14 protein-coding genes are annotated in these 17,072 nt (G+C 41.5%); 8 read left to right on the top strand and 6 right to left on the bottom strand.

Features of this window, described 5'->3' with window-relative positions; all coding sequences use genetic code 11:
* Positions 1 to 74: 74 nt before the first annotated feature.
* The 5 genes from IEW93_RS00385 to gmk form a co-directional block, all read right to left on the bottom strand.
* A complete protein-coding gene (locus IEW93_RS00385) occupies positions 75 to 1,730 on the bottom strand; it encodes an AMP-binding protein (RefSeq protein WP_188735737.1) in 1,656 nt (551 codons plus the stop codon).
* Positions 1,731 to 2,106: 376 nt separating this feature from the next.
* Entirely contained in the window at positions 2,107 to 2,490 is a 384-nt protein-coding gene (gene ridA, locus IEW93_RS00380) for a deaminase RidA (RefSeq protein ID WP_188735735.1), read from the bottom strand.
* Positions 2,491 to 2,518: 28 nt separating this feature from the next.
* Complete coding sequence (spoT, locus tag IEW93_RS00375; RefSeq protein ID WP_188735732.1) at positions 2,519 to 4,627, bottom strand: bifunctional GTP diphosphokinase/guanosine-3',5'-bis pyrophosphate 3'-pyrophosphohydrolase; 2,109 nt, start codon at positions 4,625 to 4,627, stop codon at positions 2,519 to 2,521.
* A gap of 13 nt (positions 4,628 to 4,640) precedes the next feature.
* On the bottom strand, positions 4,641 to 4,919 hold the full coding sequence (gene rpoZ / locus IEW93_RS00370; RefSeq protein WP_188735731.1) for a DNA-directed RNA polymerase subunit omega: 279 nt from the start codon (positions 4,917 to 4,919) through the stop codon (positions 4,641 to 4,643).
* A 60-nt stretch (positions 4,920 to 4,979) separates the two neighbouring features.
* Positions 4,980 to 5,603, bottom strand: coding sequence for a guanylate kinase (gene gmk, locus IEW93_RS00365; protein ID WP_188736072.1), 624 nt, complete (start codon positions 5,601 to 5,603; stop codon positions 4,980 to 4,982).
* A 365-nt stretch (positions 5,604 to 5,968) separates the two neighbouring features.
* On the opposite strand from gmk, the gene IEW93_RS00360 reads away from it, so the two are divergent.
* The 3 genes from IEW93_RS00360 (at position 5,969) to yjjG (ending at position 9,130) form a co-directional block, all read left to right on the top strand.
* Positions 5,969 to 7,261: a DUF805 domain-containing protein gene (locus IEW93_RS00360; protein ID WP_188735729.1), complete on the top strand. Its 1,293-nt coding sequence runs from the start codon at positions 5,969 to 5,971 to the stop codon at positions 7,259 to 7,261.
* Positions 7,262 to 7,331: 70 nt separating this feature from the next.
* Positions 7,332 to 8,399: a phosphotransferase enzyme family protein gene (locus tag IEW93_RS00355; protein ID WP_188735726.1), complete on the top strand. Its 1,068-nt coding sequence runs from the start codon at positions 7,332 to 7,334 to the stop codon at positions 8,397 to 8,399.
* Between the two features lie 38 nt (positions 8,400 to 8,437).
* On the top strand, positions 8,438 to 9,130 hold the full coding sequence (gene yjjG / locus IEW93_RS00350; protein ID WP_188735724.1) for a pyrimidine 5'-nucleotidase: 693 nt from the start codon (positions 8,438 to 8,440) through the stop codon (positions 9,128 to 9,130).
* Positions 9,131 to 9,200: 70 nt separating this feature from the next.
* Here the strand turns inward: yjjG and IEW93_RS00345 are convergent, their stop codons facing one another.
* The gene (locus IEW93_RS00345; RefSeq protein WP_188735721.1) at positions 9,201 to 11,804 is read right to left on the bottom strand and encodes a penicillin-binding protein 1A; all 2,604 of its coding nucleotides are present in this window, start codon (positions 11,802 to 11,804) and stop codon (positions 9,201 to 9,203) included.
* A gap of 188 nt (positions 11,805 to 11,992) precedes the next feature.
* Here IEW93_RS00345 and IEW93_RS00340 point away from each other — a divergent pair, with 188 nt between their 5' ends.
* The 5 genes from IEW93_RS00340 to IEW93_RS00320 are packed head-to-tail and all read left to right on the top strand — an operon-like array spanning position 11,993 to position 16,843.
* Positions 11,993 to 13,072: a pilus assembly protein PilM gene (locus IEW93_RS00340; RefSeq protein ID WP_188735719.1), complete on the top strand. Its 1,080-nt coding sequence runs from the start codon at positions 11,993 to 11,995 to the stop codon at positions 13,070 to 13,072.
* Positions 13,060 to 13,644 (top strand): PilN domain-containing protein, encoded by a 585-nt coding sequence (locus tag IEW93_RS00335; RefSeq protein WP_188735717.1) that lies wholly within the window; start codon positions 13,060 to 13,062, stop codon positions 13,642 to 13,644. The genes IEW93_RS00340 and IEW93_RS00335 overlap by 13 nt, the downstream gene beginning before the upstream one ends.
* Positions 13,641 to 14,255, top strand: coding sequence for a type IV pilus inner membrane component PilO (locus tag IEW93_RS00330; protein WP_188735715.1), 615 nt, complete (start codon positions 13,641 to 13,643; stop codon positions 14,253 to 14,255). Before IEW93_RS00335 ends, IEW93_RS00330 begins: the two co-directional genes overlap by 4 nt.
* Positions 14,255 to 14,773 carry a pilus assembly protein PilP gene (locus IEW93_RS00325; RefSeq protein ID WP_188735713.1) on the top strand — a complete coding sequence of 173 codons (519 nt, stop codon included), beginning with the start codon at positions 14,255 to 14,257 and terminating at the stop codon, positions 14,771 to 14,773. The genes IEW93_RS00330 and IEW93_RS00325 overlap by 1 nt, the downstream gene beginning before the upstream one ends.
* Before the next feature lie 21 nt (positions 14,774 to 14,794).
* Positions 14,795 to 16,843 carry a type IV pilus secretin PilQ gene (locus IEW93_RS00320; RefSeq protein ID WP_188735711.1) on the top strand — a complete coding sequence of 683 codons (2,049 nt, stop codon included), beginning with the start codon at positions 14,795 to 14,797 and terminating at the stop codon, positions 16,841 to 16,843.
* The last annotated feature ends 229 nt before the right edge of the window (positions 16,844 to 17,072 follow it).

The following is a 17,072-nucleotide window of genomic DNA, read 5'->3' as shown; positions in this document are numbered from 1 at the left end:
CAGAATATGTCAAAAAAATACACGCTGTGTAGCGTGTATTTTTTTCTCATTTAGCAATAAAAAATGATTGCAAATTACAATTCATCTTCCCAACGAACTTTGGCTCCGCGTACACCTTCAACTTTTGTGCTGAATGCTTTTTCAAGCACATGACGCTTAATTTTTAATGTTGGTGTTAATACATCATTCTCGATACTCCACTCGTCGTTAACAACCACAATAGCATCAACATGCTCGTGTGATTCTAAGTGAGGATTAACGCTGTCGAGGGTTTCTTTTAATGACGTTCTTACTTCTTCACGAGGCTGTAATTTAGAGCCTTCAGACAATTGAACTAGTGCCACCGGATGAGGTAAGCCTGAACCGATCACGCAGATTAATTCAATATGCGAGTCTTGAGCTAATTTACGCTCAATGGGAACTGGGGCGACATACTTACCTTTTGAGGTTTTGAAGTTATCTTTAACTCGACCAGTAATGTCGATATAGCCGTCTTCGTCAATTTCGCATAAATCGCCAGTATGGAAAAACCCGTCTTCTGTAAATGCGGCAGCGGTGGCTTCTTCTTGTAAGTAGTAGCCGCTCATTAAACCTGGGCTTTTAACTAACAGTTCACCTTGTTCAGATTGACGCACTAAGCAACCTTCAACAGGACGCCCAACAGTACCAATTTTTTTGGCATTAAATGGATAATTAATGATTGAGTATGCGCAGTTTTCTGTCATACCCCACGCCTCACAGATATCGATTCCGATACGGTTGTACCATTCAAGTAACGATGGTGGAATGGGTGCAGAACCTGAACCGTTTAAGCGAGATTGATCTAACCCAAGCCCTTTTTTAATTTTACGTTTCACTATGCTGCTAATAATGGGCAGTTTGAGTAAAGTGTTGAGTTTTTTCTCGCCAATTTTATTAATGATATTTAACTGGAACACTGTCCATAAACGCGGCACCGAGAAAAATACGGTAGGGCGGCAGCGCTGAATATCGTCAACAAATGAGTCGAGAGATTCAACAAAAGAAACGGTTGCTCCAGAATAGAAAGATGAGCCTTCTATTGCGACACGCTCAGTGATGTGTGCAAGCGGTAAATAAGAGAGTAATCTGTCGGCCGTATTGGTTTTTAAGTCGCGAATGACGGCTTCACAAGCCCAACCATAGCTGGCAAAAGTTTGTATCGCACCTTTAGGTTTACCTGTTGAGCCAGATGTATAAATCAGTGTCATCACCTGGTCTGTTGTGGGTAGTGCTTCTTCTACAAGCGGTTGTCCGAGTTTTAATAATTGTTCCCAATGATATTGGGCTGGCATAGTGTCGTATGGCATGGCTAAACGCAGGATCTCACCGCCTACGGCGGTTTCTTGCTCGGCCCAATGATCAAGTTTGCCGGTAAAAATGGCTTTGGCGCCACTGTGTTCAAGCACGTAACGGATGGTTTCGGCATTGGCGGTAGGGTAAATAGGTACACTAATGTATCCACCGTACATGAGGGCTAAGTCGACAATAAACCATTCGGCACAGTTTTTGGACAAAACCGCAATTTTGTCGCCACGTTCTAAACCAAGGTGGCGAAGTGAACCTGCAATTTGTTGCATTTTTTGTTGAACTTCGCGCCAGGTGAAATCAACATATTTGCCGCCAATTGGCTGGCGAAGGTAAACTTTATCACCTTGTGTATCTACCCAGTGAGACAGCATCTCAACGGGAGTTTTAATTAAATTTTCCATCGACACTTCCATTTTCTTTATAGTTATTTGGGTTTTAATACTATCAACTGAATCGTTAAAAACATCCCCATGTTTTATCACTTTCAGGTACGCTGATACGGGCATAGTGACCCGTGTACATTAATGAGATTATGAGCCTTACAGCTTGTCTTGATTAACGTTATTATCTTTTTACGACATGACTGAATCACTTTAGTATGGCGATTTTTGTGCGCTGGCGCAAACCGTTTGCACACTCTGTGTGCAGGATCACGCTTTAGTTACGTTAGCAGAATCTGTTGAATAAACAATAGGTGTTGAGCATTTACTCTACAAAAATGAATGAGCTATAAAAAAGGCGCCCTAGGCGCCTGATGAAAATAATGTACCTTCGTACTTATATTTCCATGATGCCATCCATCTCAACCAGAGACCCTTTTGGTAACTCTTTTACACCAATCGCGGCACGAGCAGGGTAAGGTTGTTGGAAGTAACGGCTCATAATTTCGTTTACCGTGGCAAAATGCGATAAATCGGTTAAGAAGATATTGAGCTTAACGATATCACTCATTTTTCCGCCCGCGGCTTCGCACACAGCGGTTAAATTTTCGAATACTTGTACAACTTGCTCAGAAAAATCATCGCTTACCATGGTCATGGTTTTTGGATCTAATGGGATTTGCCCTGATAGATAAACAGTACTGCCTACTTTTACTGCTTGTGAATAAGTGCCAATTGCCTGCGGGGCTTTGTCGGTAGCGATAATGATTTTTTCAGCCATTTGGGTACTCTCTTATCATTTATAGTAATTAACGATTACGCGATGTGCGCAGTACTTCTGGCAACACGCGGATCCGGCGCATAACATTGGCCAGGTGGACACGATCTTTCACTGAAATTCGTAAATTAATCAAATACACACGGCCATCACGCTCTTCTGTGCTGAGGTTGTGAATATTAGACCCAGCCGAGGCAATAATTGACGTAATTTTAGCTAATGCACCATGGTGGTTGACAATTTCAACCCGCAAGTTGGCTTGATATTCAACGCCCTCTACGTTATCCCAGTGCACCGAAATGTATTTGTCTGGCTCACCTTGATAACCACGAATATTGGCACAACTCTCCATGTGCACCACTAGGCCTTTACCTGGACTCACATGAGCGATCACAGCATCCCCGGGGATTGGACGACAGCAGTTAGCGTAAGTGACTAGCATGCCCTCTGCGCCACGGATTGGCATTTGTGGTTTTTCTTTGTTGTTATCATGCGAGTCAAATTGTTCGCCAACTAATCGCTGAGCAATCACTATGCTCATGGCATTGCCTAAGCCAATGTCTGCCAACAGTGAGTTGAGCGAGGTATGTTTGGTTTCTTTAATGACTTTGTCGAGTAATTCTGGCGGAATGCTCTCAAGTTTTGTATCACCTAACGCATGATTTAATAAGCGTTTACCCAGTGCGATGGCATTATCACCTTTAAGGCTCTTTAATACCTGACGAATTTTACCGCGAGCCTTACCCGTGACCACAAAATTGAGCCATGCTGCGTTTGGTCGCGCGCCTTTGGCGGTAATAATTTCAACTGTTTGGCCAGAAATAAGCGGTTGGCTTAATGGGTATGCTTGACGATTAACGCGTGCACCAACGCATGAGTTACCCACGTCGGTGTGCACTTCGTAGGCAAAGTCGACGGCGGTTGAGTTAACAGGTAATTCTAGAATGCGACCTTCAGGGGTAAAGACGTAGATTTCTTCTGGGAAGAGTTCGGTCTTAACGTTTTCAACAAACTCAAATGAACTGCTAGCACTTTGCTGTAGTTCAAGCAGGCTTTGCATCCATTTATGTGCACGTACCTGGGTTGTGTTTTGCTTAGAAGCATCGGTGTTATTTTTATACATCCAATGCGCTGCAACCCCTTTGTCGGCCATTTGATCCATTTCTTCGGTGCGAATTTGCACTTCAACTGGAACGGCATGGGGGCCAAATAAAGAGGTGTGTAATGATTGATAGCCGTTTGCCTTTGGAATGGCAATATAGTCTTTAAAGCGACCTGGCCGAGGTTTATATAGGCCATGCATAGCGCCAAGTACGCGGTAGCTAGTGTCAATAGAGTCGACGATAATTCTAAAGGCGTAGATGTCCATCACTTCTTGGAATTGCAGCTCTTTGCTGCGCATCTTGCGGTAAATAGAATAGAGGTTTTTTTCGCGGCCTTTGACTTTTGCCGGGATCCCGGCTTCTTCTAGGCGAGAAGCGATTGCTGATTCGATACTGTTGATCAGCTCTTTTCGATTGCCCCTAGCAGCTTTAACCACATCGCGTATTACCCTGTGGCGCATAGGGTAATATGCTTGAAAACCTAAGTCTTCAAGTTCGATTTTGATGTTATGAATACCCAAACGGTTTGCAATCGGGGCATAAATTTCTAAGGTTTCACGAGCAATACGACGACGCTTGTCTGGGCGAAGGGCCCCAAGGGTTCGCATATTGTGTGTGCGGTCAGCTAACTTAATGAGGATCACTCGTATATCTTGAGTCATTGCCATCATCATTTTGCGGAAGTTTTCCGCTTGAGCTTCTTTTTTGTCGCGAAACTTGATTTTGTCAAGCTTAGATACACCTTCGACAAGCTCCGCAACTGTAATACCAAACAACTCGGTGAGCTCTTCTTTAGTGACGGGGGTGTCTTCTATGGTGTCGTGGAGCAGGGCAGCCATAAGCGACTCGTGATCGAGACGCATGTCTGCCAGGATGCGGCTAACCGCAACTGGATGGGTAATGTAAGGCTCGCCACTTGTGCGCATTTGCCCTTCGTGGGCATCACGCGCAACCAAATAGGCCTGCTTGAGTAATTCGACTTGCTCCGGCTCTAAGTAGCTGGAAGCTGACTCTTTTAGACCTTCAAACAGATACAAGTGGCGCTACTCCTTAAATTACGCGGCCTTCTGCAATGGCTGCAACTGCGGCGATTTCAGCAGCTTCACGTTCACGAACAGTTTGGCGTTCGTCAGCATCTAATGTGTTTGAGGTGACCAAACCAAGTTCGATTTCGCGCAATGCGATAACCGTTGGCTTGTCATTCATCTCCTCAACCATAGGATCTTTACCTTGCACAGCGATTTGGCGTGCGCGACGCGCTGCAACCAGGATCATATCAAAACGGTTGCCGATTTTGTTTACGGCGTCTTCTACAGTTACGCGAGCCATGTGTTGAAACTCCAGTGTTATCTATGGGAAAAAATGACGCAAAATTGTACACTATGACAATTAATCTGCCAAGAGATCAACAAGCATATCATTGTGGGTATGCTGCTGACTAGCACAGGTTAGCCTTTGGCTGCGAATAATTGCGCTTAAATCCGCCAGTGCACTATCAAAGTCATCGTTTACTATTACAAATTCATATTGTGAATAGTGCGACATTTCTGATACGGCCTGCGCCATACGTGAGTCGATAACTGCTTGGCTGTCTTGGCCTCGGCCAGTTAAACGTTGCTCTAATTCAGCCTTTGAAGGCGGTAAAATAAATACCCCTATGGCATAAGGCATTAGCTTTTTGACTTGCTCTGCGCCTTGCCAGTCGATATCTAAAAATACATCAATACCTTGTGCGAGGGTTTGCTCTATTACGGTTTTAGATGTGCCATAAAAATTACCGAATACTTCTGCCCATTCGATAAATGCATTCTGTGCAATAAGCGCTTTAAATTGCTCAACACTCACAAAATGATAGTGTTGTCCGTCGATTTCGCCTGGGCGAGGTTGGCGGGTGGTATGTGACACTGAAACCTGTTTATCGCTGGGTTTATCTTTTAAAAGTGCCGAGATAAGTGACGATTTACCTGCACCGCTGGGTGCGGACACAATAAAAAGATTTCCACGAGTGCTCATAAATTGGTTTTTCATCCGATTATTCATTAAGAAAGCTTAATATTATACTCGCTAATAGTAAGGTTATGCTAGGGCTATTAGGCGCCAGAGTGTTACCTGGACAGTGTGATAACCCCAAGACATAATTTTGATGGGTAATAGGGCATTATTTCGATAAAATAATTGCTTAAAACATGCATTGGATCTGGCTTTATAAGATAAATTCTGTAGGCTTTGCGCTGTTGTGTGAAATGGTTATTTATGGTGTTGTTTTTCTACGCCAATAAACGCTTTATGTGCAAGCTCGGATGCACTGTAAGGTTAATAATCTGTACTAATAACACTGTTTTATCAATTTACTCAGTAAACCAACATAGGAATGTTTGATGTTAGTAAAAACCCTGCTGTGCCACGAAGGTCGTGACACAGGTCTAAGGTTAATGGTCATTGTATTTGCAGCGTTTGCGTTATTGAGCCTCGCAGCGATGGTGTTTCCTGCAAGTATTATCATTTTAATCTTCACGCTAGTGTCTTTACCTATTGTCGGCTTATCTGCAATACGCCGCTTATATGACGCTAACAAAACCATTAAGCTTGTGACTGTTTGCATACTGCCTGTATTCATTTTTGGTGTTTCAGCATATTTTATGGCGCCATTTGGCGCATTAGCAGGGCTTTTTTTATTTGGGTTAGCCTGTGGTGCCTATTTAAGCTTTTTGCCGAGTAAAAATAACATTCAATACGAGCTTGGTTACAACGGCCCCAATTTGGTTGTTAGTGCTACTTCAAATTCAATGCATCAGCGACAAGACCCTGTTATTAAAGGGCAGCATTCTTCACCGCTAACAGATGCCTCATCGAACTCTTTTGGGCATGAGTTAACGCCACATGTTGAGCGTGACAATAAGGCCGATCAATCATCAGCGCCTACTATGCACTCAACGGTAGATGTCGAACCTCACGATATTGAAGATGCAGAGGATGACTTACCTAATGAGCCACATTTGGCCCATCATGTTGATGACGATCTGAGTACCGGTTTGTTTGCCGCAACTCGTGAGCGCGTTCATCAGCCTTTATATGTTGACCAAGATGCACTGAAGTCTGGCTCGATAACCGAATTGGCTAAATCATGGATTAATGTTGCGAAACTGCACCAACTTAAGTTGATATTGGCGGGAAAAATTATTGCTGCTATCGGCATCGCCTGTGCATTAATTTATCTTGTGATGGCCTTAGTTAATGCCATTTCTAGCTCTGATTCCGACGACATCGATGCAGAAATGACACAAGGTGTCATTGAACCTGTATCAATGACTCGACAAATGGTTAAGCTGCCAGACGGTTTTTGGTTAGCGTTAGAAGGTGATGTGCTTATTTTACGCTGGCTTGGTGATGCTGGAGATGCACAAAACTTGTGGCGTTTAGCCAGTGCGGTTGGCGATCAAACATGTGCCCATTTAGCATTTAATGATGGCAGCCAATTTAGGCCGCTTACTGTTGATTTATTAGCCGATGGCGCTACTGAGGCAAGGTTTTCTCCGTTAGATAAAAATGTCATGGTGAATAACGTGGCACTGCGTGGAAGTTTTAAGTTGTGTGGTTATGAATTTAGTTTAAAAGGCAGCCAGGCTGCATTGATGCAAAACCCTCAGTTTGAAAGCTTATTAAGTCAGTAATAAAAGTGCTGTGGCAAGTAACATAAAGCCGTAGCAATAATGACCATTTATTGTGATTAGGGACAATGGATTGATAGCGTTTATTAGGCAGGTTGTGGTGCCTCAGTTTGGTTTTTATTCAGCAGATACAACCATTACCCCTCTGGGTAATGGACATATCAATCACACGTTCTTGGTTGCAAACCCAACCAAGAAAGTTGTGTTACAAAAGCTTAATACCGCCATATTTACTATGCCTGACGCAGTTGTTAACAATAGCGCTAATATTAGCCATCATTTGTTGTCTAAACGCAAAGAAAAACACTATGCCATGCAGGTTATTAGTCCCGTATTGACAGAGAGTGGCTTGTTAGGGCTTGATCTCGGCGAGCAAGGCTTTTGGCGTGCAATCGACTATTTAGAATATAGCCATACCATTGATGTTGTGACTATTGCGCAGCAAGCAGAAGTGGCAGCTTACGCTTTTGGCCATTTTGCTTCAGCGCTCAGCGACATGCATACTGACAGCGTGGTTGATGTTATCCCTAATTTTTTAAATTTACCTCAGCGCCTAGCGCAATTAAGGCAATCTGTTGATAGCGATCTCTGTGGACGATTGGCGACTTGTCAACCATGGGCTGAATATGCTTTGTCACAAACAGAAGTGTTAGCGCAGTTGGCCGACTTTGAAACTAAATTGCCGAAACGTATTTGTCACAATGACACTAAAATCAATAATATGTTATTTGATAAACGTGATATGTCCAGTATGGCCATTATTGATTTAGATACCTGCATGTCGGGTTATTTAATGTATGATTTTGGTGATATGGTCAGGGCATTTTGCTCCCCGGAGCCAGAGGATTCAACCCTTCTAAATCATGTTTATGCACGCCCAGAAATTATCACGATAGCAACTAAGGCATATCTTGAAGCGTTAAATGGGATCATTACACCATTAGAAAAACAAAGTTTATGGCTCGGTATTAAGGTGATGTCTTTAATGCTCGGCGCGCGCTTTTTAACAGACTATTTAACTGGTGATGTGTATTTTGCAACCGAGCATTCACAGCACAATTTAGACCGCGCAATTAATCAGTTAACCATTTATCAAAGTTTAGTTAAACAACAAGCACAACTCATTACATTGTTTAACTAATTCGCTACGAATATCATATAAAAGTAAGGTTTGTATGGATGCCTAATTTGCTCAGTAAGTATAAATGGATTTTATTTGATGCTGACGAAACATTATTTCATTTTGATGCTTTTTCAGGTTTAAAGTTAATGTTTTCTCGTTTTGATATTGATTTTAATACTGACGATTTTGATCGCTATCAACAAGTTAATAAACCCTTATGGGTTGATTATCAAAATGGGGTAATTACGGCGGCTCATTTGCAACATACTCGTTTTAATGAATGGGCCCATAAGCTTTCTGTAACCCCGCAAGAGTTAAATAGTCATTTTTTAACTGCCATGGCTGATATTTGTCAGCCTTTGCCTGGGGCGCGTGAATTAGTTGATTCACTTATTGGGCGAGTGAATTTAGGTATTATTACCAACGGCTTTACCGAGTTACAGAGTGTACGTTTAAGTAAGACAGGCTTTGAACATGCGTTTAGCCCTGTGGTTATTTCTGAGCAAATAGGCAAAGCAAAACCAGATATTGCCATCTTTAATCATGCTTTTAGTTTAATGGGTGAGCCTGAAAAGCATCAGGTATTAATGGTTGGTGACAATCTTCATTCAGATATTTTAGGCGGTAATAAAGCTGGCATAGATACGTGCTGGTTAAATCATCATGGTGAAGCTGTGAGTGATGACATCGCCCCGAGTTATCAGGTTAAAACGCTAACGGAGTTGCATCAATTGCTACTACAGCAATAAAAATGATCATCATTTCGGGATAAAAAAAGCCATTCGATTGAATGGCTTTTTAGATCAAACCTTGTTCGAGTTATTGAAATAAATCTTCTGCTACGTTGTCGATAAAGATATCACCATTTTGCGGCGTTTCAGTTACATACTCTTTAGGTTCTGTACCTTCAACAAAATACTCAAACTCTGTAGTGTGATCTGTTTTGCGAGTCAATTTGCCTGTTGCGAGATCAATACGCGCAGACACAATCCCTTTTGGTGGAACCACAGGGTATTCTGGCGTTCCAGCAAGTGCTTTATTCATAAAGTCATTCCAACCAGGACCTGCAGTTTTTGCACCGGCTTCAGCACCTGATATTTGATCAGGTTCACCATTAGCCATCCAGCTTGAACGCCCTAACTGGCGACCATGATCATCAAAACCAACCCAAAACGTTGAAGTTAATGTTGGATTAAAACCACTAAACCAGGTATCACGTGATTCGTTTGTTGTACCTGTTTTACCTGCGATATCATGACGTTTGATTAACTTAGCTGCACGCCAAGCCGTGCCGTTCCAGCCTGTGCCCTTACTCCAGTCTCCGCCGCCCCAAATAACACTTTTTAATGCTTCAGTGATTAAAAAAGCCGTTTGCTCTGAAATTACTTTTTTTGCAAATCGGGCATTGGGGTTACTGCAAATGTTGTCTTCTTTGGTTGTTGTAACCGTTGATGCATTGAATTCATCTTCGTTTTCAATCACTTCTGTTGACGATGCTTGTGCTTCGATTGGTTGAGATAACTCTTCTGCCATAGCAGCAAATGGGTCTTCTACATCGATTTCTTGGGTATTTATTTCTTGTGGTTTTTCACATGCGATTGCCGGTATGGTTTGTTCAATCATATTGTCATAACCATCTGTCACATGGTCAATAAAATACGGTTCAACCAAATAGCCGCCATTGGCAAATACGTTAAATGCGGTTGCAACTTGTAGAGGTGTGACGGATGGCGAGCCTAAAGCTAAAGATTCATTACGAGGTAAATCATTAGGATCAAAGCCAAATTTAACCAGCTCTTTAATGGTGTTATCTAAGCCAGCATGACGCATTGCACGAACAGACATCACGTTTATTGACTGTGCCAATCCCACCCGCAATCGAGTTGGACCACCATATATATCAGGCGAGTTTTTAGGGCGCCAAGCGGTACCTTGACGTGTATCTGGCTTGTTAATTGGCGCATTGTTAATTAATGTCGCTAAGGTGTAGTCTTTTTCAAGCGCTGCAGCATAAATAAACGGTTTAATGTTTGAACCTAACTGGCGTTTGGCTTGAGTGACACGGTTAAATTGGCTTTGGCTAAAGCTAAATCCACCCACTAACGCTCTAATTGCTCCATCGTGAGGTTCCAGTGAAACGGTGGCGCTTGAAACGGATGGTATTTGCGATAATTGCCAATGTTGCCCATTGTTGCGGATCCACACTTGCTGGCCGGCACTGAGAATGTCAGCTGCTTGTTTAGGTGGTAGGCCTTGACGTTTATCGCTAATAAATTTACGCGCCCATTTTAGCCCTTTCCACTCAAGTGTGATGAGCTTTCCATCACTGTCTAAGACTTGTGCTTGTTGACCGTTCACACTCATCACAGCGGCAGGAATAATCCCCTGCATTGGTGAGATTTGTCTTAATTTGTTAGTAATCTCATCTTGTGTTAATGGCATTTCAGTCCACAATTGAGCTTCAGGACCTCGGTAGCCGTGGCGTTGATCATATGCAAACACATTATCCCGTAATGATTCTTGTGCCATTAACTGCAAATCAGATGAAATCGTGGTGTAAACGTTATATCCGTTGGTGTAGGCCGCTTCTACACCGTACTTTTGAATCATGTAATCACGAGCCATTTCAGAGATATAAGGAGCATATAAGTCTATTTCAGCTCCATGATACTTGGCAGTTGATGGACTGTTGATGGCTTCTTCGTACTCTGCTTGAGTGATATTGCGTTTTTCTAGCATACGACTTAACACCCAATTTCGACGGGCGATAGCACGCTCAGGATTTCTAATTGGGTTGGCAGCAGATGGAGCTTGGGGTAACCCCGCTATCATTGCCATTTCTGGTAATGTAAGTTGGTGGAGTTCTTTACCATAATATACTTGTGCGGCAGCACCAACACCGTAGGCCCGGTTGCCCAAGAATGAGCGATTTAAGTAAAGTGCTAAAATTTCTTTCTTTGTTAATGTCTTTTCTATTTTTAACGCCAAAAAAATTTCTTTTATTTTACGAATGTATGTTTTTTCGTTTGATAAAAAGAAACCGCGCGCAACCTGTTGAGTAATGGTACTCGCACCCTGGCTTTTTTTCCCTGTGGTGATCAAAATGGTTGCGGCTCGAATAATCCCTATAGGATCAATCCCTCTGTGTTCAAAGAAACGCGCGTCTTCTGTATCAAGCACCGCATTAATTAATTGTGCAGGAACGTCATCATACTCTACTGGAATACGGCGCTTTTCACCAAACTGAGAAATAAGTTTGCCGTCACGGCTGTATATTCGCAGCGGAGTTTGTAACTGTACCGTCTTTAATGAATTGACATCGGGCAAATCGGGCAACACATAGAAGTAAGCTGCAGTAATAGCTGCAACTCCTAAAAGTGATAGGCTAAAAAAGGCGATTAATAAACGTTTAAACCACTTCACTCGATAATTCCAAGAAAAAACAAAAATAGTGGTGATAGTATATAAGCCACAGTGTTTTTGGTGAAGTAAAACATGATCGAGTTAAAATAGTATTTTTAAATTGCATAAACATTTTATACAAATACTTATAACGAGTTGATTATGTGCTAATCTCTAACAAAATAATAATAGAATTGTGATGACGGACTATGCTTTCTAAACTATGGAAGCGTCAAGCACCTCAAATGGTTGGGATCGATATTGGGTCTCATGAAATAAAAGCCATTTTGTTGAGCAAGACTGCTGATGGATACAAAATTCAAAATCATGCCTCAGTTCCTGTTAAGAAGGGAGCTGTAGTCGATCATGATATTCGAGATTCTGAAGCGGTGCTGGAATCGCTGCGACAGGTTAAGCGTATTTTGCCGAAATCGGTAAAGTTTGCTGCTGTTGCGGTTTCTGGTTCTGCGGTGATGACCAAAGTCATATACATGGATGCGGCATTAAATGAAGAAGAAATGGAGGCTCAGATTGAAATCGAAGCTGACAACCTCATTCCTTATTCGCTTGATGAGGTGAGTATTGATTTTGAGAGACTGAGTCCTAATGTTACCGACCCAACAAAGGTCGACGTGCTACTCAGTGCATGCCGCAGTGAAAACATCGACTCGCGAGTTGACGCATTAGATGCCGTTGAACTTGATGTAAAAGTAGTCGACGTGGAAGCTTATGCATTAGGTCGCTCAGCTGAATTGATATATGGTCAATTACCCGATGGCGCCAAGCAAAAATCAATTGCAATGGTCGACATTGGCGCCAATATGACGACGTTTTCTGTGGTCGAAAAAGGTGAAACAACGTTTATTAGAGAACAGGCCTTTGGCGGCGAATTATTTACTCAATCTATTTTGTCGTTTTATGGTATGCCACATGATGAAGCCGAGCGCGCTAAAGTCACAGGGCAACTTCCTCGAAATTATATGTTCGAAGTTTTATCACCTTTTCAAACCCAATTATTACAGCAAATAAAACGTACCCTTCAAATTTATTGTACTGCCAGCGGTCGTGAAAAAGTCGACTATATCGTGTTATGCGGTGGTACCGCTAAATTAGAAGGAATGGCAGAGCTACTGACGAATGAATTAGGTGCGATGACCATTGTCGCCGATCCTTTCCAGGGCTGTTTACATGCGGACGATGTGATGAAAAGCCAACTTCAGCCTACTATGAGTAAATATATGGTGGCATGTGGTCTTGCGCTAAGGAGTTACGCTCAATGGCGAACATAAACTTATTACCTTGGCGTGAAGAAGCCAGAGAAAAACAAAAACGCGATTATATTGGTATTTTAGCGTTAGTTTTCTTGGTGACATCATTATTGGTGTATTTATTTTTAAGCTTTTTAGAATTGGTGACTGATGATCAGCGCCAACGTAATGCATATCTCCAATCTGAAATCACTTTACTCGATACGCAAATAGCTGAAATTAGAAAAATCACTGAGCGTAAAAAAGACATTGAACGCCGCACAGAAATTATTCTCAATTTACAACAGTCGCGTAATTTACCCACTCATGTTTTAGATGAGTTAGTGCGTGTTGTTCCGCCAGGGGTTTACCTTTCTAGCATTGAAAAGAAAGGCAGTATTTTGTGGATAGAAGGGCGAAGCGAGTCTAATAATAACGTAGCTAATATGATGAGAAAGGTGAAAACCTCATCTTATTTAAACGATCCTAATATGCAATCTATCGTGACACAAAATGAAGATTTAAGGCAGCTACAAAACTTTAAATTAAGAGTGACCATTCGCGATGATTCACAATCAACTGCTGTCGATACCAGCCAAGGAGCGAGAAAATGAATCTCGACCTAGATCAGTTTAATGATATCGATTTTGAAAATATTGGTAGTTGGCCTAAATTAGTCAAAGTGGTGTTTGCTGCATTTCTCTCTATTTGTGTTATTGGTGCAAGTTATTATTTATTTATTGCCGATTCAATTGATATTATGGAAGCTGAACAAGCTAAAGAAATTCAATTGCGTGAAGATTTTGAAAATAAATATCGCCTGGCTGCAAACTTAAAGTTGTATCGTGAGCAACTGGTGGTGATGGAAGCTCAGTTTGCAGAGTTATTAAAAATGCTGCCATCTGAAAACGAAATGCCAGGGTTATTAGACGACTTAACCTTTGTTGCTACTGATTCAGGGTTACGCATTAATAGTCTTGATTGGGATGCTGAAATCGAACGAGATTTTTATATTGAATTCCCGATTAAAATGGCTGTTGAAGGTGATTATCACGAAATAGGCCATATGGTCAGTGGTGTTGCTAAATTACCTCGTATTGTAAGCTTGCATGATTTTGTTATTAAGCGAAATGAAACAGGCGGTTTATCCATGGATATTCTGGCTAAAACATACCGCTTTAAAGAAGGCGCAGAATTACCGCCAGCAAATCAGGGGGCAAAATAATGAAATTATTACCTCTTTTTGCACTTATGTTGCTTTTATTAACGGGTTGTATTGGCGATCGTAGCGATTTAGAGCTATTTGTTACTACTACAAAGGCGCAACATGTCGCACGTATTCCGCCTTTAAAAGAAACACCAAAATTTGAGCATTTTGAATATCAAGCAGAATTAATGCGTAGTCCTTTTGTGCCTCCTTCAAGGGAATTAACAGAAGAAGTCATCGATACGTCTAAAGATTGTTTGCAACCTGACTTAAAGCGTCGAAAAGGGCGATTAGAAACTTACGCACTAGACAATTTAAGAATGCGCGGAACATTGAGTGAAGACGGTACAATATGGGCGTTAGTTGAATCAACGGATGCCAATGTTTATCGTTTAGGTGTCGGTGAATATTTAGGGCTTTACCATGGCCGAATTGCAAAAGTAACTCCGCAATTTATCGAAATTATTGAATTAATCCCTGATGGTTCAGGTTGCTGGGCAGAAAGATCCAGTAACTTAGAACTTTCAGGAAAATAACGTGCGAAGGATGAGGGAATAATGGAATCTTCTGCCGCGATGAAAAAAGCAATAACAAACTCATCATTTTGTAGAGCGCTTATTGGTGCAGTTTTATTCGTTGGTTTTATGCCAAACGCATTAGCTGCAAATCGTCTTATGGACGTCAAATACCATTCTATGGTTGATCACCAATTAGAATTAGAACTTGTTTTTGAGTCGGAAGTAACATCGCCGACGGTGGATCTTTCTGCAGATCCTGCAGAAATTATGCTTAATTTTGCAGACACAATATCTAATTTAAATAAGGGTGTTATCCCTGTAGATAGTGTCGGAGTCGAAAAGCTAACTGCACAGCAACAAGGTGGCGATTTACAAATTGTTGTTGCATTAAACAATGTGAAACCCTATCAAGGAAAGATTGTTGGTAATAGCTATCGATTGACTATTAACGATGATGTTGCGGGCCCAGAACAAGCAAACAACCCTTTTGTTAATGGAATTAAAAGTATTGATTTTCGCCGTAATAAAACCGGTGGTGGGGAGATACTGTTTAATTTAAATAACCATTCCGTTGCAGCTAATGTAGAGCAAGTCGGCTCAAAACTTGAAATTAAGTTATACAATACTGATATTAGCAACGATTTATTGTATGTCATGGATGTACAAGATTTTGCGACACCTGTTAGCAGCTTTGAAACGTTTAAAGATGATTTAACTGCACGCATTATGGTTGATATCAATGGCAACTATGATTACAACTATCGTCAAGATGGTGATGTATTTAAAGTTAGTATAGATAAACTTGAGCGTGTATCTGTCGCCAAAGAAGCTAAAAAATATAATGGTCGTTCATTATCGTTAAACTTCCAAAATATTTCAGTGCGTACAGTGCTGCAAATTATTGCTGACTATAACAACTTCAACCTAGTCACAAGTGACACGGTTGAGGGCGAGATAACGTTACGTTTAGATGATGTACCTTGGGATCAAGCTTTAGATTTGATTTTGCAAACCAAAGGTCTTGATAAGCGTATTGAAGGTAATATTTTAATGGTTGCGCCAAGTGAAGAACTGGCAATCCGTGAAAGTAACGATCTTAAAAACCAGCAAGAAGTTAAAGAGCTCGCACCACTGTTTTCTGAGTATTTACAGATAAATTATGCAAAAGCTGTCGATATTTCTGAATTACTTAAAACACCAGACTCAACATTACTGTCAAGTCGAGGCAGTGTTGCGGTAGATGAGCGTACTAATACATTATTAGTTAAAGATACTGCTGAAATTTTAGAAAACATACATCGCTTAATTGAAGTGCTTGATATCCCTATTAAGCAAGTGTTAATCGAAGCCCGTATGGTGACAGTAAAAGATGATGTTAGCGAAGATCTCGGTGTTCGTTGGGGTATTAGTGATCAACAAGGCTCAGACGGTACTTCTGGTACACTAGAGGGAGCCGCTGATATTGCAGGTGGCACAATCCCGAGTATCGATGACAGGTTAAATGTAAACTTACCTTCTGCGGCCACTTCAGCGTCAAGCATTGCTTTCCATGTTGCTAAGCTTGCTGACGGAACCGTGCTTGATTTTGAGCTGAGCGCATTAGAGCAAGAAAACAAAGGTGAAATTATTGCCAGCCCTCGTATTACAACGTCAAATCAAAAGGCCGCGTACATTGAGCAAGGTGTTGAGATCCCTTATGTAGAATCAGCATCGAGTGGTGCAACAACCGTCAGCTTTAAAAAGGCGGTATTGTCATTACGGGTAACGCCGCAAATTACACCAGATGACCGTGTTATCCTTGACCTTGAGATCACTCAAGACTCACAAGGTACAACAGTGGCAACTGCAACAGGTGATGCCGTGGCAATCGATACGCAACGTATTGGTACTCAAGTACTTGTTAATAATGGCGAAACAATTGTATTGGGCGGGATTTATCAGCAAAACCTAATCAGTAGTGTCAGTAAAGTGCCTATTTTAGGTGATATCCCCTTGGTTGGTTTTTTATTTAGAAATACATCCGATTCTAACGAGCGCCAGGAGTTACTGATATTTGTGACACCAAAAATTGTAACGGAAAAACTATAAGCTAAATCAACGCTGTTATTGCATGTTGAACAAAAAAGCCAGCTCACCGTAGCTGGCTTTTATATTGGTAATTGCCAGCTTTGCGAACAAGACTTTATCGCACAAGTTAATTTAATTAGTTTAAATAGCCGGGATGGCTTGCAAGTAATAGCCCATAACTGAGATAATCCTTCGTCAAGTCTCATTAGAGCAAGGTTAAATTATAGGTCGGCTTGAGTTTAAGTCGATA

Source organism: Shewanella inventionis, assembly GCF_014641855.1.
GTDB classification, from domain to species: Bacteria; Pseudomonadota; Gammaproteobacteria; order Enterobacterales; family Shewanellaceae; genus Shewanella; species Shewanella inventionis.
The sequence above is the reverse complement of the archived record's forward strand: the minus strand, read 5'-3'. Positions and strand labels throughout refer to the sequence as shown.